Below are 22,908 nucleotides of genomic sequence, written 5' to 3' on the forward strand. Positions count from 1 at the left end.
TAAATCCATATTTATGCGCTATTTATGCATTTGGTACCATTTATTTATAGTATTTGTGCATAACCGTGTGTTTTGAACCTTGGGATAAGTAAATTCGTAATCAATAGGGCAAAGTAAAACGCCTTGAAGCAGGCGAATTGCTGAGTACAATCACTTAATTAATTAGTCAGCTAAATAATGATTCATTTACCCTGGATGGTTACGGAAACACAATGAAAAAAATACTATTACTGATCGCTATAGTGTCAATTGCGCTGTTCGGTTACTTCTCTTTTGAGCCAGAAAAATCTCAATCTCAACGTCCACGAGCGATACCCAACGTGGTAGTGGCAAAAGTTGAAGTGATGCCTATTCGTGACGAAGTTGAAGCACTAGGTACAGGCCGAGCTTATGAGTCCATTATTGTGACCTCTAAAGTGTCTGAAATCGTCAGTGAAATTAATTTTGATGATGGTGATATCGTTGAAAAAGGGGCTGTACTTGTTCGTTTACGTAATGATGAACATAAAGCTAAAGTGGCTGTGGCGGAGGTTAAGCTAGCCGAAAACTTGCGTGAGCTTGAACGTATTCGCTCACTGATCAGCAGTAAAACCATTGCAGAATTAGAACGTGATCGCTTGCAAAGCCTAATAGACACGACTCGCGCAGAAGTGGAACAAGCTAAAGCGGCATTAAATGACCGTGTTATTTCAGCCCCATTTGCTGGGCGACTTGGCTTGCGACAAGTCAGTGTGGGGAGCTTAGTTACCCCGGGTGAACAGATCAGCACGCTCGATGATGTTAGTAAAATTAAATTAGATTTCTCTGTACCTGAGCGATTTATACAGGAGTTAATACCAGGAAAATTAGTTGAAGCACATGCCGTAGCCTATCCCGATAGGGTTTTTAAGGGCGTAGTAACGTCAATTGACAGCCGGGTTAATCCCGAAACTCGCGCAGTTGTTGTGCGCGCGGTAATGGCCAATGCTGATTTAAGCTTACTGCCAGGTATGCTGATGAAGGTCAAACTGATTAAACAAAGTCGCGAAGCGCTTTTATTACCAGAAGCCGCCATAATACCGATCCAAGATAAGCATTATGTATATCTGGTTGATCAAGATAACAAAGTGGTGCAACAACAAGTTACTTTAGGTATTCGTTCACGCGGATGGGCTGAAATTACAGATGGATTATCAGTAGGCCAGCAGGTCATGATCAGGGGGATATTAAAAGTTCGCCCAGGTGATGAAGTGAAAGTACAGCAGGCAGAAAACTTTAAGTTTGCTCAGGTCGAAGAGATGGAGAAATCGGCATGATATTAACAGACTTATCGGTTAAAAGACCGGTTTTCGCATCTGTTGTCAGTATTTTACTGATTGTATTAGGCTTAGTATCGTTTGGGAAATTACCGCTACGTGAATACCCCAATATTGATCCACCAATTGTGTCTGTTGAAACCAGTTATCGTGGTGCCAGTGCTTCTGTTGTAGAAAGCCGAATAACACAATTAGTTGAAGATCAAATTAGTGGTATTGAGGGAATACGTCACATTAGCTCATCGAGTAGTGACGGCCGCTCAAGTGTGACCATTGAATTTGATATTAACCGCGATATTGAAGCGGCAACAAACGATGTTCGTGATCGCATATCGGGTTTATTAGAACAATTACCAGAAGAAGCAGATTCACCTTCTATTTTTAAAGCTAACGGCAGTGATGAAGTGATAATGTGGTTAAATTTGGTTTCAGACCAAATGGACACGTTAGAGCTAACAGATTATGCCAATCGGTATTTAGTTGACAGATTCTCGGTGATAGACGGTGTGTCTACTTTGCGGCTAGGTGGCGGTAAAGTGTATGCACTGCGCATATGGATTGACCGCCAGGCATTAGCCTCTCGCAACTTGACTGTGTCTGATGTTGAAGACGCGCTTCGTTCTGAAAACGTTGAGTTACCGGCAGGTTCTATTGAATCTAAAGACCGCCATTTTACAGTCAGGCTAGATAGGGTCTTTAAAAACGCAGAAGACTTTTCTAACCTAGTGATTACTCAAGGTGATGATGGTTATTTAGTCAAGCTGTCTGATGTAGCCAAAGTTGAGATCGGCTCTGAAGAAGAGCGGATTATCTTCAGAGGCAATAAAGAGTCAATGATTGGTTTGGGGGTCAGTAAGCAGTCTACCGCCAACACATTGGAGGTGGCACGTGCTGCCAATGCCCTCGTTGATAAATTAAACCCTACCTTGCCAGCAGGTATGGAGATTAAACGCTCATACGACAGCTCTGTGTTTATTGAAGCCTCTATCGATGAAGTGTATCAAACCTTATTTATTGCCATGATATTGGTGATTGTGGTGATTTACTTGTTTTTAGGTTCAGTAAGGGCAATGTTAATCCCCGCGATTACCGTTCCTGTGTCCTTGTTAGCCACTTTTATTGTGCTATATGCCTTAGGCTATACCATCAATTTACTGACCTTACTGGCCATGATTTTGGCAATTGGTATGGTAGTTGATGATGCCATTGTGATGCTAGAAAACATTCATCGACGTATCGAAGAGGGTGACTCACCACTAAAAGCGGCATTTTTAGGTGCTCGTGAAGTCGCTTTTGCGGTTGTGGCAACCACGTTAGTGCTGGTAGCGGTATTTATGCCAATTACCTTTCTAGAAGGCGATTTAGGTAAGCTATTTAAAGAGTTTGCTGTGACGATGAGCGCTGCGGTGATTTTTTCAAGTATCGTAGCATTAACGTTAACGCCAATGATGTGTTCTAAATTACTTAAACCTGCTGATCAAGACCCATGGTTAGTTAAGCAGGTTGATAAAATGATGAATTCATTGTCTCAATGGTACTTAATCACCCTTCATGCGGGGATAAAACGTCCTGTTTTAGTCTCACTTGTTGTGCTCATTTCTTTTGCGCTAAGTGGATATTTACTTAACAAAGTGCCCCAAGAGTTTGCACCTCAAGAAGACCGTGGAGCCATGTTTTTAATGGTTAACGGGCCTCAAGGTGCCAGCTTTGAATACATTGAAAAATACATGGACGAAGTCGAAGGGCGCTTAATGCCATTGGTTGAAAGCGGCGATATCAAACGCTTACTTATTCGTGCTCCGCGTGGGTTTGGTAATGCGGCTGATTTTTCAAATGGTATGGCGATTATTGTTCTTGAGGATTGGGCTGAACGCAGAAGTGCCAATGAAATTATTGCAGATATCCGCAGCCGTTTAGATGATTTAGCGGGTATTAGAGCATTTCCGATAATGCGACAAGCATTTGGGCGGGGTGTTGGCAAACCTGTTCAGTTTGTGATTGGTGGTCCAAGCTATGAAGAGCTTGCTGATTGGCGTGACACCTTGCTTGAAAAAGCAAAAGAAAATCATAACATTATTGGTTTAGATCACGATTACCAAGAAACTAAACCGCAATTAAGAGTGATCATTGACCGTGAACGTGCGGCAGATCTTGGTGTGTCAATTTCTCATATTGGACGTACTCTCGAATCCATGTTGGGTTCACGTTTAGTGACAACTTTTATGAGAGATGGTGAAGAATACGATGTCATTGTCGAGGGTAATCGAGATAATCAAAGCACCGCAACCGATATGGAAAACATTTATGTACGCTCAGATCGTTCACAAGCGTTAATACCACTGTCAAATTTGGTGTCCATTGAAGAGTTTGCCGATGCTAGTTCGCTTAACCGTTACAATCGAATGCGTTCTATTACCCTTGAAGCTAACTTGGCACCCGATTATAGCCTAGGTGAAGCGCTAGATTATTTAAACAATCTTGCCGCCACCTATTTGCCTGCCGAAGTGGTCATAAGTTACAAAGGGCCATCTTTGGATTATCAAAGCTCTGGTAGTTCAATGAACTTTGTCTTTTTATTGGCGCTGGGGATAGTGTTTTTAGTACTGGCCGCTCAGTTTGAAAGTTATATTCATCCCATGGTCATTATGCTTACTGTGCCGTTGGCAACGCTAGGTGCGTTAGTAGGATTATGGTTAACGGGGCAGAGTATCAATATCTACAGTCAAATTGGCATTATTATGCTGGTCGGTTTGGCGGCAAAAAATGGGATTTTAATCGTTGAGTTTGCAAACCAGTTGCGAGATCGTGGCGTTGAGTTTCAACAGGCCATTTTACAAGCATCAACCCAACGTTTACGTCCTATTTTAATGACAGGTATTACCACTGCAGCAGGTTCGATCCCTTTAGTGATTGCCTCTGGCGCAGGCGCAGAAACGCGTTTTGTGATAGGTGTGGTGGTGTTGTCGGGGATTTTACTGGCAACGTTTTTCACCTTAATTGTCATTCCTGTTGCTTATAGCTTATTTGCGCGTAACAGCAGCTCACCAGAATCGGTCGCAAGACAATTAGAGATAGAGTTAAAACAAGACTAACTCAAATACAAAAAGCCAGTCACGTAAATGACTGGCTTTTTGTTATCCCACCTAAACGTTGTTCGTTACGGACGCAAAATAAGACAGCTGGCTGTGGCAGTGGCTAATAATTTTCCGTCTTCTGTTGTTAATCTCCCTTCAGAAATGCCTAATGACTTAGACAGGTTCATTAAGCTGCCGGTAGCAATCAACGTTTTATTTTGCGGCACAGGGCGTACCATTTTAATCGCTAAATCAATGGTTGAATAACTCACACCTGCGCCAAGTGCTGAGTGAACAGCACATGCGGTTACAGTGTCTAATACTGTTGCGGCAAATCCACCATGTACACCACCCATAGGATTAAGGTGACGCTCATTGGCCATGGCTTCGAATGTCACTTTACCGTCACTCACTTCAACGGCTTTCATTGGGATGGTTTCGCTAATAGAGGGAGGCGGAATATCGCCCTTTAGCATGGCTTGCATAAGCTCTAGGCCTGTAAGGTGTTTCATGATTGTCCTTAATGTTTTTGTTTTTGATTTTTTTTAGTGATAAAAAAAGGTAAAGCACAGGCTTTACCTTTTTTACATCAGCTTAATGGTTAAGCTGCTTTTTCTTGCTTAGCTTTAGGGGCAAGTTGAGCACGTAATTCATTAGTATCAAAATCATCAACGTTAATTGATTTTAGACGACCAATTTCAGCACGTTCAAGTAAAGCGATTTCGCTGTCGCTTAACACACCTAGCGCTTTACCTTCTGCTGCAACTTTATCTAACCACATAAATGGTAGACGTTTACCCGCAGCCTTACACACTTTGTCATACAAAGGTTCTGCGGCAAGAATATCCTTAAACGTTTGTTCTTGGATACCTACAGCGTTGAACTCAGATGGAGTCCAGAACTGACCTTTACCTAAACGATCACGGCTTGCACATGGTGTTTGCATGATTTTAGCCACTTTGTGATCTAATACATCACTAGGACGTTTAATTGGACGACCAAATGGGAAGATTACAGCACGTAATGCAATACCTAACCCCATTGGGAAGTTATTCAATAAGTCATCTAATGAATCTTGTAGTTTGTACAATGAGTCTTCTACAGCCCATTGCACTAAAGGTAAATCTTCAGTTAAACGACCGTCATCTTCATAACGTTTTAGGGTTGCAGAGGTCAAATACAACTGACTTAATAAGTCACCTAAACGCGCAGAAATACGTTCTTTACGTTTTAAGTTTCCACCTAAGGTTGCCATAGCTAAATCAGATAACAATGCTAAGTTAGCACTGAAACGGTTCATTTGCTGATAGTAACGTTTGGTTTTATCTGAGTATGGGCTGTTGGTGAAGTAAGATGAGGTCACACCCATCCACAAGCTACGAATAAAGTTAGAAGTAGCAAAACCAATATGTCCAAAGATAGCCGCGTCAAAATTGTCTAAGCCACGGTTAGCATCAGTGTCAAAAGCAGATTCCATCTCAGCTAATACATATGGATGACAACGAATAGCGCCTTGACCATAAATAATCATTGAGCGGGTTAAAATGTTTGCACCTTCTACCGTAATGGCAATTGGTGCCGCTTGATAACCACGACCTAGATAGTTATTAGGCCCAAGACACACACCTTTACCACCGTGAATGTCCATTGCGTCGATGACACATTTTTGCATTCTGTCTGTTAAGTGGTATTTAACAATGGCTGAAATAACAGATGGTTTTTCACCTAAATCGATAGCAGTGGTCGTTAATGTAGCAACTGCATCCATAAGGTAAGCGTTACCACCAATACGTGCCATTGGCTCTTCGATACCTTCTAACTTACCGATAGGTAATTTAAATTGACGACGAATGCGAGCGTATGCACCGGTTGCAACCGCTGCAGTTTTAACACCACCTGCTGAGTTTGAAGGTAGCGTAATACCACGACCTACAGATAAACACTCAACTAACATTCTCCAACCTTGGCCGGCCATTTCTGGGCCACCAATAATGAAGCTTAACGGTACAAACACTTCGTTGCCGCGTGTTGGACCATTTTGGAACATACAGTTTAACGGGAAGTGACGGCGGCCGGTTTCTACACCTGGAATGTCAGTAGGAATTAACGCGCAAGTGATGCCTAATTCTTCTTTATCGCCTAATAGGTGGTCAGGGTCGCGCAGTTTAAAGGCAAGGCCTAATACTGTTGCTACTGGTGCTAAGGTAATGTAACGCTTGTTCCACGTTAGTTTCATACCAAGCACTTCTTCGCCTTGGAATTCGCCTTTACACACTACACCAAAGTCAGGGATAGAACCTGCATCACTGCCTGCTTCTGGGCTGGTTAGTGCAAAACAAGGGACTTCTAATCCTTTTGCTAGGCGAGGTAAATAATGGTCTTGTTGATCTTTAGTACCATAATGTTGCAGTAATTCACCAGGACCAAGTGAGTTAGGTACACCCACAGTAGAAGCCAGTTCGCTGCTAACGCCAGCTAATTTTTGTAATACACAAGATTGAGCATAAGCAGAGTACTCTAAACCGCCATACTTTTTCTTAATGATCATGGCAAAGAAGCCGTTATCTTTTAAGTACTGCCACACATCTTGTGGTAAATCGCCAAGCTCATGCGAAACTTGGTGTTGATTGACCATTTTACACACTTCTTCAACAGGGCCATCTAAGAAAGCCTGTTCTTCAGCAGTTAAACGTGCTTTAGGGTAATTATGAAGTTTGCTCCAGTTAGGGTTACCGGCAAACAAATCAGCTTCCCACCATGTGGTACCCGCTTCAATGGCTTCTTTTTCAGTTGAAGACATCTCAGGCATAATACCGCGATAAACTTTTAGCAGTGGACGACTGATAAAGTTTTGTCTAAACGATTTGATGTTTAATGGCAGTGCAATAACAAGGAATACTATCCATGAAATAACACCAATAATGTCCATTGTGCTGCCAACAACGAGCACAACTGCCGCAGCAATTGTTGTCGATAATAGCGATACTCTTAAGTATGCCATTGCGCCGAGCACAAAGATCATCGCGATGATCCAAAGTAGGGTGGTCACTGTACTTCTCCTTAAAGCTATTTGTGTAGGCAAAAATAGCTTATTTATTGTTGATCTCATTCACAGGAAAGATTGTGGTCAGACCTGTGTCACATAAAAGTTAACCTGATGTAGCCTCGAATACAAGTGTTTTTCAAACAATTGTTTAAATATTTGTGTGTTTGAAATATTCCACTCTATAAGCATAGTAGATACAATACGTTCGACTTATTAAAATCGCTCAATTTAGCGTAATTTAACAACTATAAAGGCAAGTTTAATGTGCGAATTACTGGCGATGAGTGCCAATGTACCCACAGATATTGTGTTTAGTTTTACCGGATTAGCTGAGCGTGGTGGGGTAACTGGCCCGCATGTTGATGGTTGGGGAATTACGTTTTACGAAGGTAAAGGTAATCGTACATTTAAAGATGCTTGCCCGAGCAGTAAATCACATATTGCGGAGCTGATTAAATCTTATCCCATCAAAAGTGAAATCGTTGTAAGCCACATACGCCAGGCCAATCGAGGTTGTGTGTCTTTAGTTAATACTCACCCATTTACTCGCGAGTTATGGGGCCGTTATTGGACCTATGCTCATAATGGCCAATTAACTGGTTACGCTGACAAATTTGCTGGCGTTTCTCGTTTTCAACCTGTGGGCGATACCGACAGTGAACTGGCTTTTTGCTGGATTTTAGATGCTGTCGTTAACCAATTTGGTGAGCATGAACCTGACGATGTAGCGCCGGTATTTGATTATATTGCCCAGCTGGCAGATGAAATTCGTCAGTTAGGAGTATTTAATATGCTATTAAGCAACGGGATTGATTTAATGGCGTATTGCACAAACAATTTATGTCATATCACGCGCCGTGCCCCGTTTGGTAAAGCTACGTTAATTGATACTGATGTGGTGATTGATTTTAGTAAAGAAACCACGCCAAACGACGTGGTCACTGTGATTGCCACAAGACCATTAACCAATAATGAAAACTGGATTAAATTGGCTCCTGGTGAATGGAAAATATTTCGTCAAGGTGAATTAATCAGTCGCTAAACGTTTAATTTCATCTAATTCGGAATCACTGATGTCAGTATTGTTTTCAGCATCAGTGACTAAATCATCTAAGGCGGTTGTGTCTGTCGACAAAGGGCCATCGATCATAATTGGTGTCATCGGTGGCAATGGTTTTTCAAAATGGTAGTCAGCTAACTGAATATCTAATTGTTTACTGCCTTTTGAAAAATGACTTAATCGTACTGGCAGGTAGGCAAGATTGGTGGCCATCCAGAAATAGGTTTGGCGTTTTTTAGCCTTTTTTGCCTCACGCACCACTTCGACTTTTACGGTATCGTAAGTGCCACTTTTTAGTACAAGCGTTTCTTTGCCTAAGACACGAAATTGATAATCATCGACTTCCTTTTCTTTTACCATTTTATAGTCTAACGGCCTGATGTTAGCCGCTAAATCCATTCTAAATTGCAATTGAACGGCCAAAGGATCAAATATGTTGTCCTCATAGGGCAACTTGAGTGCTTCTTTTTTGTAAATGGTATGAATAAATTGTTGTGCTTTAGCAAAAGCGGTTTGTTCCGCGTAGTCACTTCCGGTACCGCTTCGCTCGTGAACATATCGAAAAGGGACCAACTTACCGTTTTCTAAAGTGAACTCACTTTTAAGACTGCGTTGGTCAGACAACATCAATAAACTCACATCGCTGTTAAATTCGTAGCGATAAAAGCCGCTGTTAGTGGCAGGAAGTCGATAACGTGCAACGCCTAGTTCGATGTCGCCATAAAAGACAGTATAATTAGCTGTATGAGCAATTAAAGGGGATAAAATTGCCGCTTGCTCGTCAATGTTTGTCAGCCTTTGAGGCTGATGTTGTATTATTGTTTCAGCAATTGCGTTGACTTCAGATGCGTTCAACTGTTTAGTTGATTCTCCATCCGTAGCCGTTGATAAAGCATTATCTGCACCGTGAACAAACGCCACAGGGCTCATAAAGCACATTAATGTCAGTGAGCGAAAAAATATATTGATCAATGTGTTATTACCTTAACAGTTTATAACGTTAACAGCTTGACTTTAAAAGGGTAGCTCAAAAACTAACGTTGCGAGATCTGGTTTCCATTGATATTGAGACAACGAAATCTTGCCAGCGTTCACTGTAATACCTTCTGATCTGAGCAATTCTTGTTGTGTACGAAATGGTTCAGTGTCTTTTGCAAACGAAATTTTACCCTGACTATTGATTACTCTGTGCCATGGTAGAAAAAGTGGATCGGGTGCCAGCCTAAGAGCCCTTGAGACATACCTCGCTCGCCCAGGAAGCCCTGCTAAGTCAGCCACTACGCCGTAAGGTAACACAGAACCGTGGGGGATAAGATTAACAATAAACCATATTCGCTCCATAGGAGTCAGTTTATTCATGCTCTTGCAACCGAGAATGTATTAGCAATAGATGATAGAAAAATGGCAGTCAATGTACAACTGCATTTTATTTTTTGCTGATAAATGTTGATAACGAACTTTTAATCATTTTTTACAGTACGGTAAGATAAATACACAAAAAGTGACTAAACGCGCCGCCTAATACAAATAGATGCCAAATCGCATGGTTAAATGGGATGCGTTTGCCTACGTAAAATATCACACCAAGACTGTAAAATATCCCCCCAGCAAGTAACAGGCCTAAACCTAAATCACTCATTTGGCTTTTTAAATCGCCCATTACCGTGACGCATAACCAACCCATAATTAAATACAGTATCACGCTAAAGGCTTTAAATCGGCCAATAAAGAGGGTTTTAAACACAATGCCGCCTAATGCTAGCGTCCAAATAGACGCTAAGACTATTGTGGCTTGCGGGCTTTGAATGCTAATTAACATTAACGGAGTGTATGTACCCGCAATTAACGTATAAATAGCACAATGATCGGCCATTTTAAAACGTTTACGCCAGAGCTGGCTTTTACTGGAGTGATATAACGTTGAGGCCATAAAAAGCACAATGATGCTTATGCCATACACAGTAACGCCACTGATTTGCATAAAAGACAATTCTGGTGGTGCTTTTAATAACATTAAAATTAACCCCACTATACCCGCAAATACACCAAGCGCATGGGATATGGCATTGGCGAGTTCTTCTTTGTGCGAATAGTCAGATATTGAAACCGCTGCAGTGGATTGCTCGGTAATTAATGTATCGGTTAAAGAGTTCATACTATCCTGTTTGAAAACGTGGATTGATCTTAAGCTGTGCTGGCCTGTTAATCTTTTAGGGTTAAACGTAACAACCTTAAAACGACTATGAGCATTAGTCTATCAGCCCCAATTTCAAATAGCCACATTTAGGTGAACACGTGTAAGCTGAAAGTTGTGATTTTTGGTTTTTATCATTTTATTCAGTTGATTAAGTTCCCTTAAAATAGCTGGAGTTCACTTTTTTAATATGAATATAGATAAATACAATGCTAATAAAATGGTGATTCACGTTATACTTAAGCCAAATATCAAAGCATGTGATGTAGGTTGAGCATATGAACACAACAAGGTTGACACCTGAGGATGACGTTGAACACATTCAGTTTAACCTCGATGTGACCCCCTTCATTAGCGATGAAAATAACTTCGATGTTGACACTCTTGAGCAACATCAACAGCACATAGCCGATGATATTCAATTACAGTTTAAAGGTGTGATATCACCCATTAGTGAAACTAATGAGCCGTTATTGTCTGATGAATCCTTGCCACAAGAGGCTGGCTTAAGCGGAAAATTAACACGTTTAATGGCGAATAATAGTTGGTTTGTGGTGCTCATGATCCATGTCATTGTGATAGCCATTGCCCTTATATTCGGGCGAGTGGACATCAGTGGTTTGGCAGACATTCCATTGGAGCAAAAAGCTGCTAGCACTTTACCACCGCTAAAAAGCTATTTAATTACTGAATCTGAATACAATAAATTAGTTGAGCGAGCACAGGAGGCTGAAAAATTAACCTCTAAAGCACCGCTTGATAAACTTGGCAATGAAACTCAAAACAACGATACGGTAACTGAAAAATCTGACAAGCAATGACGAGTTTATTCTGCTGGTTAAGATAACTTATTATATTTAAATCGGTTAGCAACAAAAGACCAGCAAAGCGCACACAGTAAACCACAAATTAAGCCCACAAGATGAGACTCTGTTGCTACTCTTGCACCAATTAATGCCGTTACACTTTCTGTTGCACCAAAATATTGTTCATATGCCACTTTAGCGATAACACCAAGCAGTAGTAAGTACCCTGAATAATAACCTTTACGGATATCCATTAAGGCGCCAAAGGCAAATAAGCCATGCAAAATACCACTTAGGCCGACATAGGCTTTTAAGCTTGGGTAAAATAGGTATAACCCGATACCTTCAAGTAAGCATAAGCACACAAAGAGTAAAACCAGCTTCTCTGGGTGACGTTTATAGTGCACGTCATGTAAAAAAACAATCACCCAAAAGCCGGCTAAATTCATCAGCAGGTGCCACAGGTTTGTATGCAATAAGTTTCCAGTCACTAATCGCCACACCTGGCCATGTTGGATATCGTCGTAACGATAACTAAAATATTGATCTATTGGATAAAAAGGGGGGGAAGGGATGTCAGCAGCAAACAAGGCGATACAGAGTAAGCTGATCACGACTAAAAAATGATAGGGTCCAACTGAGCTTGATTGTTTAGCCACAATTACCTCTAATCGTTTTAGTTGAAGCTGTCAGGATAACAACCAATATGAAATCAAGTTATTACAATGGCAGGGGGCGTTGTTAGGCAACCCCCGGCAATCAATGATATTTTATTATTATAACATGTCGCAGTGTTAATGGCTGTGTTTGCTGTTATTGCATTTTACTGTTTAATGATGCCATAACTGCCTGTTGGTTTTGTAAATAATCATCAAGACCACGCTGGCGAAGCAAACAAGCAGGACAGTCGCCACAACCCGTGCCAATGATACCGTTATAACAGGTTAGGGTTTTATTTTGCACTAACGCTAATTGTTGATATTTATCAGCCAAAGCCCAGGTTTCAGCTTTATTGAGCCACATTAACGGCGTGACTATCTTCAATGGCTTGTCCATTCCTAAAGCTAACGATTGCTGCATTGACTGAATAAATTCATTTCGGCAATCTGGGTAGCCTGAAAAGTCCGTTTCGCACACGCCTGTGATAATGACATCACAGCCAAGTTGGTAGGCATAAATACCTGCCAATGTTAAAAATAATATATTACGCCCCGGCACAAATGTGTTAGGTAAGCCGTTATTCATAAGTTCGTGCGACACAGGAATTGCATCACGTGTTAATGCTGATATGGCTAGCTCGTTTAACAAGGTGGTGTCCATCACTTTATGGCTGGCTAAATTGAGCTCAAACGCTAACGCTTTGGCCACTTCTATTTCTTGTCGGTGGCGCTGACCATAATCAAAAGTGATGCCATGGACTTCATCGTATTGTGACAATGCTTGAATAAGGCAAGTGGTTGAATCTTGTCCGCCGCTGAATACGACTAATGCTTTGGTTGAGTGTGATGCAGTGTTTGACATAAATACTCTTAACGCACCGATAAACAGTTGGCGCTATTACTCTTGTTGTTCAAAAATATCGAACAGATAGTTTACCTAAGGTCAGCACAAGTGCAAAGCACGTCGCGTAAATACTTGCAGCTGGCGGTAAAATCCTCTATAAATGCCGCCCTGTTATTTGTCTGGTGCTATTGCTAGGCGTTAAAAGTAAGGTAAATGATGAAATATCCAGTTAACGAAGTATTTCAAACAATACAAGGTGAGGGCTCTTTGACCGGAGTCGCGGCACTTTTCGTTCGCTTACAGGGTTGTCCTGTGGGGTGTGCTTGGTGTGATACTAAACAAACCTGGGATGTGTTGCCTGAAAATAAAGTCAGCGCAGAGCAAGTTATCCAAGTTGATGGCACTATTGGCCGTTGGGCCGATCATACCGGCAGCAGTTTAATCCAAGCTTTTAAAGATAAAGGCTTTACGGCAAAACACATCGTGTTAACTGGTGGTGAGCCATGCTTATATGATTTAACTGAACTGACAAATGATTTTATTGCAGCAGGGTATCAGGTTCAAATTGAGACCAGTGGCACTTTTGAAGTTAAATGTCATGACTCGGTTTGGGTGACGGTGTCGCCTAAAGTGAATATGAAAGGCGGTTATAAAGTACTTGAGCAAGCGTTAGTGCGCGCCAATGAAATTAAACACCCCATCGCCACAGAAAAACATATTGATGAATTAGATGCACTACTGAATGACATCGACGTCACAGGCAAAACCATTTGTTTACAACCTATTAGTCAAAAGCCCCGCGCAACACAGCTTGCAATGCAAGTTTGTATTGCTCGTAACTGGCGCTTGTCTATTCAGACCCACAAATATTTAAATATCGATTAATAGAATGATCTTGGTATAAGTCCATATATTCAAATGATAAAATAATGCCGCAAATAATCTGCGGCATTGTTGTATTGAGGTAAGGTGACTTAAAGCAAACCACTATCATTAAAATTTTCAAGCTTTTTGCGATAATGTTCAAAGCAGCCAATATGGGTGTCGATCCATTGTGGATTGTAATAAGTGTCGAGGTAACGCTCACCCGCATCACAAATTAACGTCACGATTGAACCGCTTTCACCAGCTTGTCGCATTTTAGTCGCCAATAAGAGTGCGCCATATAAATTAGTCCCTGTCGATGCCCCTGTTTTACGGCCAATCAATTGTTCTAACCATTGTATTGTTGCAATTGAGGCTGCATCGGGTATTTGCAACATACTGTCAACGACCCCAGCAATAAATGATGGCTCAACTCTAGGCCTGCCAATGCCTTCAATTTTACTGCTTTTATTACTCGTTATTGAGGCATCACCACGTTGAAAATAATCATAAAAAACGGAGTTTTCAGGATCAACGACACATAACTGGGTTGCACGTTGTTGATATCGAATATAACGGCCTATGGTGGCACTTGTGCCGCCAGTACCTGGGCTCATCACAATCCAACTTGGAATGGGGTGAGGCTCTTTTTCCATTTGACTAAAAATAGAATCAGCGATGTTGTTATTACCACGCCAATCAGTTGCCCGCTCTGCATAAGTAAATTGATCCATGTAGTGGCCATTGAGTTCACGAGCTAACCGTTCTGACTCTGCATACATTTGGCTACCATTATCGACAAAGTGACACTGACCACCGTAAAACTCAATTTGTTGAATTTTCTTTTTGGCCGTTGTTTTTGGCATAACAGCAATAAACGGCAAGCCCAGTAAGCGAGCAAAATAGGCCTCAGAGACGGCGGTGCTGCCTGATGATGATTCTATGATGGGCGTGCCTTGCTTTACCCAACCATTACATAATGCATATAAAAATAACGAGCGGGCTAAACGATGTTTCAAACTGCCGGTTGGGTGAGTGCTCTCGTCTTTTAAATAGATATCAACGCCGACTAATTGTGGTAAATCTAATTTGATTAAATGCGTGTCTGCAGAACGTTGGTAATCTGCTTCAATTTTTGCGATGGCCTGATTGACCCAAGTAGTTGGCATGACAAAACTCGTTATTACAAATGGGAATAAATCATAACCAAAATAAAAAATGAAAAGAAGAAATAAATGTTAATGGGATAAAAAATGAGATTTATAGAAGTAAATCAATAGATTATTGATGAGTGTACAGTGAGGATAACAACAAGCTGGAAATGTTAAGGCTTAACGAGATGTAAAATGGTGGAGGGAGAAGGATTCGAACCTTCGAAGGCGGAGCCGTCAGATTTACAGTCTGATCCCTTTGGCCACTCGGGAACCCCTCCACAGCGAAAGAAGATAATAAAGAAAATGGTGGAGGGAGAAGGATTCGAACCTTCGAAGGCGGAGCCGTCAGATTTACAGTCTGATCCCTTTGGCCACTCGGGAACCCCTCCAGATTTTTCTTTATTGCTTACTTTCTATTTACACTTTAACGCTTTTGTTTTAATCATATACATGACTAAAACGGGTACAAGATACAACAGGCAAATGGTGGAGGGAGAAGGATTCGAACCTTCGAAGGCGGAGCCGTCAGATTTACAGTCTGATCCCTTTGGCCACTCGGGAACCCCTCCTCAATTGCGGCCGCCATAGTATTCACAAACCCTTTGTATGTAAAGCCTAAAAATGAAAATTTTTTAAAGTTTTGATTTATTTGGTCGATAAAATATCACTGAGCAGTTGTAGTGATGTTTTTATATGCAAATTGAGTCAACATTAGTCAATGAGTTACAAATAGGCAGCCGATTAAACGGGGCGGTTGAACACAATCGTCGTGGAGAATTTGGTTTACTATTGGCTATGTTGTCAGCCGATGCACGCGACATGGCGCAATTTCAGTTTGACAAGGACCTGAGCGTTGAACAAAAACTTCGCAAAACATTTTCGCTCCCACCCGCGCAAGCGTTAATTGCTGATGTCTCCACTGACATTCCCCTTACCGATAACGCAGCGACTTTTCAACGCGAGGGTGCTCGCCAATTTCAATTACAACAAGCATTAACGCCAGAAGCTTTAGTTATCAGAGGCTCACAACCTGACGCCATGGTTGAAGTCTTAAGCAACTGCGACGTGCTGACAAAACGTAAAGCCCTCAATTTATATCAACAACACAATATTATTGAAGAGATGCATTTTGTTGATCAAATCGCGACGCAGAGAAAAATAAGCCAAATCCTGGCGTAATAAAACGAAGTTGTCTATTTGTGAGCTTGGCAAATATAAATTTCTGCTGTTTAGGTTAGCATGCTTGTCACACATTGACGTAGGCAGTTGAGGACACGATATGATCAATCAAATTAAACAGCAGCAAGCCGATAATGTTAACGACAGTTGTGCCGATTGCGGAAGCTTCGTTGATATTGGCGCAGTAGTAGAAGCACAAGACACATTACTGGAGTTGAGTTTTATCGGTGATGATGCCTTAGCAAGAGCTAGCGCACTAAAATTAGCGGCAGAACAACGATTTCCGGGCACAAAAGCAAGCATTCATCACACAGCAGATCAATGCGCGTTAACCTTAGATTTTGCCTTTAGTGTTGAAAAAATGATTTTTCAGCTCGAAAACGCATTGTAAAGAAACAATTACAAAGCAAAGCGATATTGGAGCAGAGATGGATTTCGGTTCATTTTTGTTCCATTAAATGAATAACTTAAACTCAGTTCAGCGTATTGTCTCGCTTGTTTAAAAACCTAACTAAATGTTTGCTGTTAATAGGTAAAAAGTGTAATCTTCGCCATTATTAGTCAGTATAGTAGCTAACGCTTGTTTACTGAAAAGCCTTTGTATACATTAGCCTTGTATACATGAGTAAAGCGGACATTGTTCCCAAATTGCACTCAAATTTTTTGTAGCTGCCTTGTCATTAAATAAAAAATATAAAAAATCACATTGAAGTGATGCAAGTCAGAACAGTTGAGTCGTTCGATCACGTTTCGGAATTTAAATGAATCGAAAAGAGCAACAGCACTTATTGGAATTAATTGTAAATTCCAGTGCTAAACAAAAAGGTGATTTTACCGCAACCTCTGAGTTGGTATGCCAACTTTTAAGAGAGCACTTTGACGCGTCTTTTGTGTCGGTGTGGTTGTTAAGCCAGGATGACTCTACTCCCAGTAATCTTGATGGATTTCATGTTTGCCAGCATAATTTAGTTGCTAGCCATGTTGCTAATATGCTTGAACATAATGCATCTTTACGCCAAACGTCGGCAATTGACCCGCTCTATTTCACTGAACTTCGATCCCATCGTTACCTTCTTTCTTCTGATGATCAGCAAAGCGCGCAAATTCCACAATTCACCGCTTATTATCAGCACCACAATATAAACACCCGCCTTGATGTCGCCATTCGTATCAATGGACATATAGAAGGGGTGCTTTCAATTGAGTTTGTTGAACAACATAAATGGCTAAAAGCAGACATTCAATTTTCTGTTCAATGTGCCGATCAATTAGCGCTCACTCTTGCCACACGCTACACTTACGACAGCAATGAACAAATTTACTTACTGCGTAATGCTACTGAGCAATCAGAACATGTGGTGATGTTGGTTAATACTGAGACTAAAATTGTCGAGTATGTGAACGGCGCGCATGAAAAAATGACCGGTCTTGCCAGGACTTCTATCGAGCACCATAGTGCAATGAACCTGGATATTTTTAGATCTAATCCTAATCTATTTGATGTGATTGTAAAAAAACTTCATGATAATGAGATAGTTAAAGGTAATATAAAATTAACCCGTGTTGATGGAAGCCAATATTGGCTTAATTATCATATTACCCCTTTTGTTACTGAGCTCGGTAAACACTACGCGTTAGTGTCTAGCTATGATAATTCCAGTGAGTATTTACATAAAGCCGAATTAGAGTATTTGGCTTGGCATTGCAGCTTAACCGGTTTGCACAACCGCAGTTATTTTACTCAGCAATTGGATCGTGCAGTTGACGGCACCTTAATTCTGATTGATTTAATGAGTTTTAAACGGTTTAACGATACGCATGGGCATGAACAAGGTGACGCATTGCTGATCGAAGTCGCTCGCCGTTTAAAGCACTTTTCCTTTTCGGTAAAGGCCATTGATGTTGCAAGAGTCGGCAGTGATGAGTTTGCCGTCTTGCTGCCGCCTCAAATGCATGAACAGGGTGCAAATTCGGGTGAGCACGAGCAAATGATTAAGCGACTTTATTTGAGTTTAGCTGCGCCAGCGGTGATTTCTCGAGAAAAAGTCGATCCAAAGCCTGCCATTGCCGTTGTCGATATCCAATCAGTTGCTGGAATGTTTTCTCCTTTATCCTGTGCCGACATAACTTTGCAATACGCCAAGGGTAAGTCTGAAATGCATTATCAGTTCTTTAATGCTGATTTATTAGATTCGTTTACCAGTAATGCAGAAATCGAACGAGATTTACAACAAGCGATTAAAGGTCGAGAGTTTGAGCTTTATTACCAACCCTTAATGGATTTACAAACCAATCAATATATTGGTGCTGAAGCGTTAATACGTTGGCATCACCCTAAAAAAGGGGTGTTGTATCCAGGTTCGTTTATTGATATTGCTGAACAAACAGGATTAATCAATCCCATTGGTGAATGGGTACTTGAAACTGCCTGCAAGCAACTTAATTTATGGCAGCATAAAAATGTGAATATCGCCATGCACGTTAACGTTGCAGCAAGGCAGTTTTTTAGCGGCAATTTATATGAACAAGTTTGGCGCTTAGTCACACGCTATCGCCTCAAACCTAAAACGTTAATTTTAGAAATCACCGAAACGGAGTTAATGGGCGATGTTCGTTATGCCATTAACTTATGTCACGAACTGGCCGAGTTAGGTGTGGGGTTAGCAATTGATGATTTTGGAACCGGTTACAGCTCAATGAAATATCTGAAACAGTTCCCCATTTCAAAGTTAAAAATAGACCGCTCATTTATTATGGATATTTCGTCGAGCCGTGAAAGCCGTGAAATTGTTAGCGCGATAATTGCCATGGCAAAAGCGTTAAATATTTCATTAACCGCTGAAGGGGTCGAAACCAAAGAACAAGAAGCATTTTTAACCTTAAGCGCCTGTCATCACGCCCAAGGTTATCTTTATAGCCCAGCGATAAGAGTAAGTGACTTTGTTCAGTTTATCGACCAACAACCCACCTCGTTGCCATTATTGGATTAATGACACAATTTTGCACAGCACTGTTTAAATTTTTTACCACTGTGGCAAATACACGGATCATTTCTACCAGGAAGGCGGGTGTGCATTTGCTGACCATGAGTATATAACCAGCAACCGTCAACCAATACGAACGATGATGTTTCGTATATTGCATCTATCTGTTTATCTTCAAGATACCAGGCTTTAAATGTAACCTCACCGCTAGTGTCAAACAAGGATGTGTTAATGATTTGCAGGCCTAACCAATGCGTCTTGCTACTGGCTAATTGTGATGCGGTTAACCCTTGCCGATAATCAAGATGATGAGTAGATATCAAATAATCAAATTGCCCGATGACAAAGGCACAATAACGCGAGCGCATGAGTTCAACAGGCGACGTTGCGAGTCGTTGTTGATTGTGCAAAGGCTGGCAGCATTGTTGATATGTTGTTTTACTTCCACAAGGGCATAGGGCTGTTGTTATATTGGCATTCATTAGGGTGCTGAACTCGGTTCAATATTTTTAGATGTAATGAATTGACGTCCATAATAAAGGTTGGGGACGGGTTTAGCGTCATAATAAAATTTAGGTAACGCATGGGTGTTCGAATCCACGCTAATTTGCCATTTGCCTTTATTATCTTTGGCAAAGACAGTAACAAATTTACCCGCAAATTCACTTATTGGTTCGCCAGAGTCCTCCCCAGGATGAAAACGCACTAGGTAATAACCAATATCAGTTGCACTATTTGCGTCGCTGTGACGTATTAATACTCTAAAATCGACTTCTAATTTGGCGTTTTTGCGTTTAATTTTATCGAAAAAACGAGTGTACAAGCTCAGGATATTGTCTTTACCAGAAAAAATGCCTTTTTCCTGTGTTTCTGAAATGTAAACTGCATCGTCGGTATATATTTGTTCAATGCTAGACAGATCTAATTGTTCAAATGCTTGCGTTAATTTAGCAAAATTAGCATTAAGCGCTTTATGAGGAACCGATTCTGACGCAGACGATTTAAGCGTGAAAATACACAAACACAAGGTAAGGATAAAGTAAGCTAAGATGTTTGTGTTAAAACGAAACAATAATTTTTTCAATGCGTTTTCTCTATTTTATAGGTGAAAAGGGTACCTTAAACACGATACCGTAAGCGTAACTATAAATTATTCAATGATTTTGCCAAGCGCATAATCTTTACAAAGTATGTAGGAGGTAAACCATGGCTTTTAGTGATAATGATTTATTTTTACAAGAAATGGCTGATGTCACCCCCTTAAAACCTGATAACCAGAGTTTATCATCACAAACGTGGCTTAATCCATTAAGTATCACAGAAGCTCAGTTAGCCAAAAGGGCAGCAGCACAGCAACATGAATTGTTACAGTTATTACCACTTGATCCGCATTTAATTCATCCACTACAACCCGATGACATCGTCAGTTATAAAGTTGAAGGTATCCAAGAAGCCGTATTTAAACTGCTAAGGTTGGGTAAATACCCCATTAAAACGGTTTTAGACTTGCATGAATATCGCCTCAAGCAGGCGCGTGATAGCTTGGTTAATTGTGTCTTGAGTGCTTATGAACGTGGCGAACGTAATGTGTTGGTTATTCATGGTAAAGGGTACAAAAGTAAACCTTATCCAGGGTTAATGAAGTCTGCCGTATGTCATTGGTTGCAACAACTCGAGCCCGTTGTGGCCTATCATTCAGCCACCCGTAACCAGGGCGGGGTTGGAGCCGTATTTGTGATGCTAAAAAAATCACATCAAAAGAAAATAGAAACCAGCGAGTTGAATCGAAAAGGCAGCGGTTTTAGATAAAAACAGGGCGCTTACTCAGCGCCCTGTTTTGTTACTTATGTGCTATTGGTTACGCGTTACCAACCACATTGGCGGTTAGCTTCAGTGTTTTGCTCATCTAACCATACTTGTAATGGCGCAAAGTAATCGAGTACTGCCTTGGCATCCATTTGTTTGGTTCCAGTGACAACATTGAGCGCTTCTGGCCAAGGTTGGCTCGCTCCCATTTCAAGCATCTCATTTAACTTAGCACCAGCTTCTTTGTTGCCATAAATACTGCAACGATGAACTGGGCCGGTATCTCCAGCAATATCACACAAAGCTTTGTGAAATTGGAACTGTAATACATGTGCTAAAAAGTAACGGGTATACGGAACATTACCAGGTACATGGTATTTTGCTCCTGGGTCAAAATTTGCTTCAGTGCGTGCTATAGGGGCTTTTACGCCTTGATATTTTTCACGTAAATCCCACCAGGCCTGGTTATATTGATCTGGCTTAATTGTGCCGTTAAACACCTGCCAGCGCCATTGATCAATCATTAAACCAAACGGCATAAAGGCAATTTTATCTAAGGCTTGACGCAAAAGTAGGCCAATGTCTTTAGAGGCGTCTGGTACTGTGTCTAGCAAGCCAATTTGTTGCAAATATTTAGGTGTTATCGATAACGCGATAGTGTCACCAATGGCTTCGTGGAACCCGTCATTTGCTGAGTTTTTAAAAATAAATGGCTGATTTTTGTATGCGCGTTGATAAAAATTATGGCCTAACTCATGGTGGATAACCGTAAAGTCTTCAGCATTTTTTTGAATGCACATTTTAATTCGGATATCGTCAAGATTATCCAAATCCCATGCTGATGCGTGACAGACTACGTCTCGGTCTTGCGGTTGCACAAAAAGCGACCGAGTCCAGAAACTCTCTGGTAGCGCGTCAAAACCTAAAGAGGTAAAAAAGCCTTCAGCTTGCTTTACCATTTTGATTTCGTCGTAACCATTTTTTGCTAAGAGTTCGGTAACGTTGTAACCAGGATCTGCATTTTCTGGCGCAACGCTGTTATAAATGGTGCCCCATTGTTGTGCCCACATATTACCTAATAGATGGGCCGGAATAGGGCCGGTTTTAGGCGCGACATCATCACCGTATTGCTCGTTTAATTCCCCACGTACATAACAATGCAAAGAGTCGTATAGTGGTTTTATTTGTGTCCACAGACGGTCAAGTTCGGCAGAAAATGCGTCAGGCTCCATGTCATATTGGCTACGCCATAATTCAGATAAATCAGCATAACCTAAATCTTTTGCTCCTTGGTTGGCGAGTTCGACTTCACGCTCAAACAGAGGCCGCATAGGTTTAGCTATTTCACGCCACCCTTGCCATGCTTCTAGCAATACAGCTGGGTCTTTCGACTCTGCCATTAAGTTAGACAATTCTGGCTGAGTTAAACAGCGCCCGTCAGCGAAGCAGTATTTACCTTTACCGTATAAACCATTGAGCTCAGATACGATACCGGCCAGTTCTGCGTTTTTAGCAGGATCTAATGGCGCAGGTAACACAAGGCTACTGCGTAAACTATTTAATTTTCTTGCGTTAACGGCATCAAGCTCAACATTGGCGTATTTAGCCGCTTCAGTTGCATATTGTACCGATGTTGAAGTGATTTTTTCACCCATTGCAGCCGACAAGGCGGCGGTATCGTCGGTGATAAAGTTTGAATAAATCCATTCTGCACGATTGGCTTCAACATTTAAATTGGCTAAATCCGCTTCAGCTTTATTGATAAATTCTATGGCAGCAGCACTGTCAATTTGCGGTGTGTTGTTTGCTGAAACGCTGGTCGTTTCTTGGGGGGCATCACAGGCGCTAAGTCCTAAAGCGAGTGACACAATAAGGGCAATTTGAGACGGTTGTTTTAAAGGGAAGTTCATTATATTGGCATCCTTGTTTTTCTTATCGGCGTC

The 22,908-nt window shown here is 41.2% G+C and carries 20 protein-coding genes and 3 tRNA genes; 9 read left to right on the plus strand and 14 right to left on the minus strand.

The genetic code is table 11. The features are described from left to right. The first annotated feature begins 212 nt into the window (after window positions 1–212). Together K8B83_RS11860 and K8B83_RS11865 are read left to right on the plus strand one after the other, a co-directional pair. Window positions 213–1,295: an efflux RND transporter periplasmic adaptor subunit gene (locus tag K8B83_RS11860; RefSeq protein ID WP_223417264.1), complete on the plus strand. Its 1,083-nt coding sequence runs from the start codon at window positions 213–215 to the stop codon at window positions 1,293–1,295. Further along, window positions 1,292–4,387, plus strand: coding sequence for an efflux RND transporter permease subunit (locus K8B83_RS11865; RefSeq protein WP_188739737.1), 3,096 nt, complete (start codon window positions 1,292–1,294; stop codon window positions 4,385–4,387). Before K8B83_RS11860 ends, K8B83_RS11865 begins: the two co-directional genes overlap by 4 nt. 65 nt (window positions 4,388–4,452) lie before the next feature. Here the strand turns inward: K8B83_RS11865 and K8B83_RS11870 are convergent, their stop codons facing one another. Together K8B83_RS11870 and fadE are read right to left on the minus strand one after the other, a co-directional pair. Then, window positions 4,453–4,881, minus strand: coding sequence for a PaaI family thioesterase (locus K8B83_RS11870; protein ID WP_188739736.1), 429 nt, complete (start codon window positions 4,879–4,881; stop codon window positions 4,453–4,455). An 89-nt stretch (window positions 4,882–4,970) separates the two neighbouring features. Beyond that, the gene (gene fadE, locus K8B83_RS11875; protein ID WP_188739735.1) at window positions 4,971–7,418 is read right to left on the minus strand and encodes an acyl-CoA dehydrogenase FadE; all 2,448 of its coding nucleotides are present in this window, start codon (window positions 7,416–7,418) and stop codon (window positions 4,971–4,973) included. A 259-nt stretch (window positions 7,419–7,677) separates the two neighbouring features. Between fadE and K8B83_RS11880 the strand changes: the two genes are divergently transcribed. Continuing rightward, complete coding sequence (locus K8B83_RS11880; RefSeq protein ID WP_223417265.1) at window positions 7,678–8,457, plus strand: class II glutamine amidotransferase; 780 nt, start codon at window positions 7,678–7,680, stop codon at window positions 8,455–8,457. Here K8B83_RS11880 and K8B83_RS11885 read toward each other — a convergent pair. The 3 genes from K8B83_RS11885 to trhA all read right to left on the minus strand — a co-directional run bounded on the left by K8B83_RS11885 (window position 8,443) and on the right by trhA (window position 10,630). Then, complete coding sequence (locus K8B83_RS11885; RefSeq protein ID WP_223417266.1) at window positions 8,443–9,447, minus strand: DUF3108 domain-containing protein; 1,005 nt, start codon at window positions 9,445–9,447, stop codon at window positions 8,443–8,445. The genes K8B83_RS11880 and K8B83_RS11885 overlap by 15 nt on opposite strands. Before the next feature lie 42 nt (window positions 9,448–9,489). Beyond that, entirely contained in the window at window positions 9,490–9,834 is a 345-nt protein-coding gene (locus K8B83_RS11890) for an MGMT family protein (protein WP_223417267.1), read from the minus strand. Window positions 9,835–9,946: 112 nt separating this feature from the next. Beyond that, entirely contained in the window at window positions 9,947–10,630 is a 684-nt protein-coding gene (gene trhA / locus K8B83_RS11895; RefSeq protein ID WP_223417268.1) for a PAQR family membrane homeostasis protein TrhA, read from the minus strand. 317 nt (window positions 10,631–10,947) lie between these two features. On the opposite strand from trhA, the gene K8B83_RS11900 reads away from it, so the two are divergent. After that, window positions 10,948–11,490, plus strand: a complete 543-nt coding sequence (locus K8B83_RS11900; RefSeq protein WP_188739731.1) for a hypothetical protein — start codon at window positions 10,948–10,950, stop codon at window positions 11,488–11,490. 17 nt (window positions 11,491–11,507) lie between these two features. Here K8B83_RS11900 and rrtA read toward each other — a convergent pair whose 3' ends face one another. Both rrtA and queC read right to left on the minus strand, forming a co-directional pair. Continuing rightward, on the minus strand, window positions 11,508–12,134 hold the full coding sequence (gene rrtA, locus K8B83_RS11905) for a rhombosortase (RefSeq protein WP_373284924.1): 627 nt from the start codon (window positions 12,132–12,134) through the stop codon (window positions 11,508–11,510). Window positions 12,135–12,288: 154 nt separating this feature from the next. After that, window positions 12,289–12,996, minus strand: coding sequence for a 7-cyano-7-deazaguanine synthase QueC (queC, locus tag K8B83_RS11910; protein ID WP_223417269.1), 708 nt, complete (start codon window positions 12,994–12,996; stop codon window positions 12,289–12,291). Between the two features lie 198 nt (window positions 12,997–13,194). On the opposite strand from queC, the gene queE reads away from it, so the two are divergent. Continuing rightward, a complete protein-coding gene (queE, locus tag K8B83_RS11915; RefSeq protein WP_188739753.1) occupies window positions 13,195–13,863 on the plus strand; it encodes a 7-carboxy-7-deazaguanine synthase QueE in 669 nt (222 codons plus the stop codon). Window positions 13,864–13,952: 89 nt separating this feature from the next. On the opposite strand, the gene K8B83_RS11920 is transcribed toward queE, so the two are convergent. The 4 genes from K8B83_RS11920 to K8B83_RS11935 all read right to left on the minus strand — a co-directional run bounded on the left by K8B83_RS11920 (window position 13,953) and on the right by K8B83_RS11935 (window position 15,565). Continuing rightward, window positions 13,953–15,011: a PLP-dependent cysteine synthase family protein gene (locus K8B83_RS11920; RefSeq protein ID WP_223417270.1), complete on the minus strand. Its 1,059-nt coding sequence runs from the start codon at window positions 15,009–15,011 to the stop codon at window positions 13,953–13,955. 178 nt (window positions 15,012–15,189) lie between these two features. Next, window positions 15,190–15,274: transfer RNA gene (locus K8B83_RS11925), tRNA-Tyr, on the minus strand. Between the two features lie 26 nt (window positions 15,275–15,300). Then, window positions 15,301–15,385 (minus strand) — tRNA-Tyr (locus tag K8B83_RS11930). Between the two features lie 95 nt (window positions 15,386–15,480). Beyond that, window positions 15,481–15,565: transfer RNA gene (locus K8B83_RS11935), tRNA-Tyr, on the minus strand. Window positions 15,566–15,689: 124 nt separating this feature from the next. On the opposite strand from K8B83_RS11935, the gene K8B83_RS11940 reads away from it, so the two are divergent. From K8B83_RS11940 to K8B83_RS11950, 3 genes are all read left to right on the plus strand, one after another. Then, window positions 15,690–16,175 (plus strand): VC2046/SO_2500 family protein, encoded by a 486-nt coding sequence (locus K8B83_RS11940; RefSeq protein WP_223417271.1) that lies wholly within the window; start codon window positions 15,690–15,692, stop codon window positions 16,173–16,175. A 100-nt stretch (window positions 16,176–16,275) separates the two neighbouring features. Then, window positions 16,276–16,566 carry a DUF406 family protein gene (locus K8B83_RS11945; protein WP_398408990.1) on the plus strand — a complete coding sequence of 97 codons (291 nt, stop codon included), beginning with the start codon at window positions 16,276–16,278 and terminating at the stop codon, window positions 16,564–16,566. A 370-nt stretch (window positions 16,567–16,936) separates the two neighbouring features. After that, the gene (locus tag K8B83_RS11950) at window positions 16,937–19,165 is read left to right on the plus strand and encodes a bifunctional diguanylate cyclase/phosphodiesterase (RefSeq protein ID WP_223417272.1); all 2,229 of its coding nucleotides are present in this window, start codon (window positions 16,937–16,939) and stop codon (window positions 19,163–19,165) included. On the opposite strand, the gene K8B83_RS11955 is transcribed toward K8B83_RS11950, so the two are convergent. Further along, on the minus strand, window positions 19,162–19,641 hold the full coding sequence (locus tag K8B83_RS11955; protein WP_223417273.1) for a YchJ family protein: 480 nt from the start codon (window positions 19,639–19,641) through the stop codon (window positions 19,162–19,164). The genes K8B83_RS11950 and K8B83_RS11955 overlap by 4 nt on opposite strands. Further along, window positions 19,641–20,243, minus strand: a complete 603-nt coding sequence (locus tag K8B83_RS11960; protein ID WP_223417274.1) for a YybH family protein — start codon at window positions 20,241–20,243, stop codon at window positions 19,641–19,643. Before K8B83_RS11960 ends, K8B83_RS11955 begins: the two co-directional genes overlap by 1 nt. A gap of 122 nt (window positions 20,244–20,365) precedes the next feature. Between K8B83_RS11960 and smrA the strand changes: the two genes are divergently transcribed. Then, complete coding sequence (gene smrA / locus K8B83_RS11965; protein WP_188739724.1) at window positions 20,366–20,968, plus strand: DNA endonuclease SmrA; 603 nt, start codon at window positions 20,366–20,368, stop codon at window positions 20,966–20,968. A 56-nt stretch (window positions 20,969–21,024) separates the two neighbouring features. On the opposite strand, the gene K8B83_RS11970 is transcribed toward smrA, so the two are convergent. Then, window positions 21,025–22,875, minus strand: coding sequence for a M2 family metallopeptidase (locus K8B83_RS11970; RefSeq protein WP_223417275.1), 1,851 nt, complete (start codon window positions 22,873–22,875; stop codon window positions 21,025–21,027). Window positions 22,876–22,908: the final 33 nt, after the last annotated feature.

The sequence above is a fragment of the Shewanella inventionis genome (assembly GCF_019931735.1).
In the GTDB taxonomy this organism is placed as follows: domain Bacteria; phylum Pseudomonadota; class Gammaproteobacteria; order Enterobacterales; family Shewanellaceae; genus Shewanella; species Shewanella inventionis.

Bases quoted from the DNA above. Each gene is read 5' to 3' on its own strand.
- K8B83_RS11860 (WP_223417264.1), top strand. From the start codon at position 213: ATGAAAAAAATACTATTACTGATCGCTATAGTGTCAATTGCGCTGTTC.
- K8B83_RS11865 (WP_188739737.1), top strand. From the start codon at position 1,292: ATGATATTAACAGACTTATCGGTTAAAAGACCGGTTTTCGCATCTGTT.
- K8B83_RS11870 (WP_188739736.1), bottom strand. From the start codon at position 4,881: ATGAAACACCTTACAGGCCTAGAGCTTATGCAAGCCATGCTAAAGGGC.
- K8B83_RS11880 (WP_223417265.1), top strand. From the start codon at position 7,678: ATGTGCGAATTACTGGCGATGAGTGCCAATGTACCCACAGATATTGTG.
- K8B83_RS11890 (WP_223417267.1), bottom strand. From the start codon at position 9,834: ATGAATAAACTGACTCCTATGGAGCGAATATGGTTTATTGTTAATCTT.
- trhA (WP_223417268.1), bottom strand. From the start codon at position 10,630: ATGAACTCTTTAACCGATACATTAATTACCGAGCAATCCACTGCAGCG.
- K8B83_RS11900 (WP_188739731.1), top strand. From the start codon at position 10,948: ATGAACACAACAAGGTTGACACCTGAGGATGACGTTGAACACATTCAG.
- queC (WP_223417269.1), bottom strand. From the start codon at position 12,996: ATGTCAAACACTGCATCACACTCAACCAAAGCATTAGTCGTATTCAGC.
- queE (WP_188739753.1), top strand. From the start codon at position 13,195: ATGAAATATCCAGTTAACGAAGTATTTCAAACAATACAAGGTGAGGGC.
- K8B83_RS11920 (WP_223417270.1), bottom strand. From the start codon at position 15,011: ATGCCAACTACTTGGGTCAATCAGGCCATCGCAAAAATTGAAGCAGAT.
- K8B83_RS11940 (WP_223417271.1), top strand. From the start codon at position 15,690: ATGCAAATTGAGTCAACATTAGTCAATGAGTTACAAATAGGCAGCCGA.
- K8B83_RS11945 (WP_398408990.1), top strand. From the start codon at position 16,276: ATGATCAATCAAATTAAACAGCAGCAAGCCGATAATGTTAACGACAGT.
- K8B83_RS11950 (WP_223417272.1), top strand. From the start codon at position 16,937: ATGAATCGAAAAGAGCAACAGCACTTATTGGAATTAATTGTAAATTCC.
- K8B83_RS11955 (WP_223417273.1), bottom strand. From the start codon at position 19,641: ATGAATGCCAATATAACAACAGCCCTATGCCCTTGTGGAAGTAAAACA.
- smrA (WP_188739724.1), top strand. From the start codon at position 20,366: ATGGCTTTTAGTGATAATGATTTATTTTTACAAGAAATGGCTGATGTC.
- K8B83_RS11970 (WP_223417275.1), bottom strand. From the start codon at position 22,875: ATGAACTTCCCTTTAAAACAACCGTCTCAAATTGCCCTTATTGTGTCA.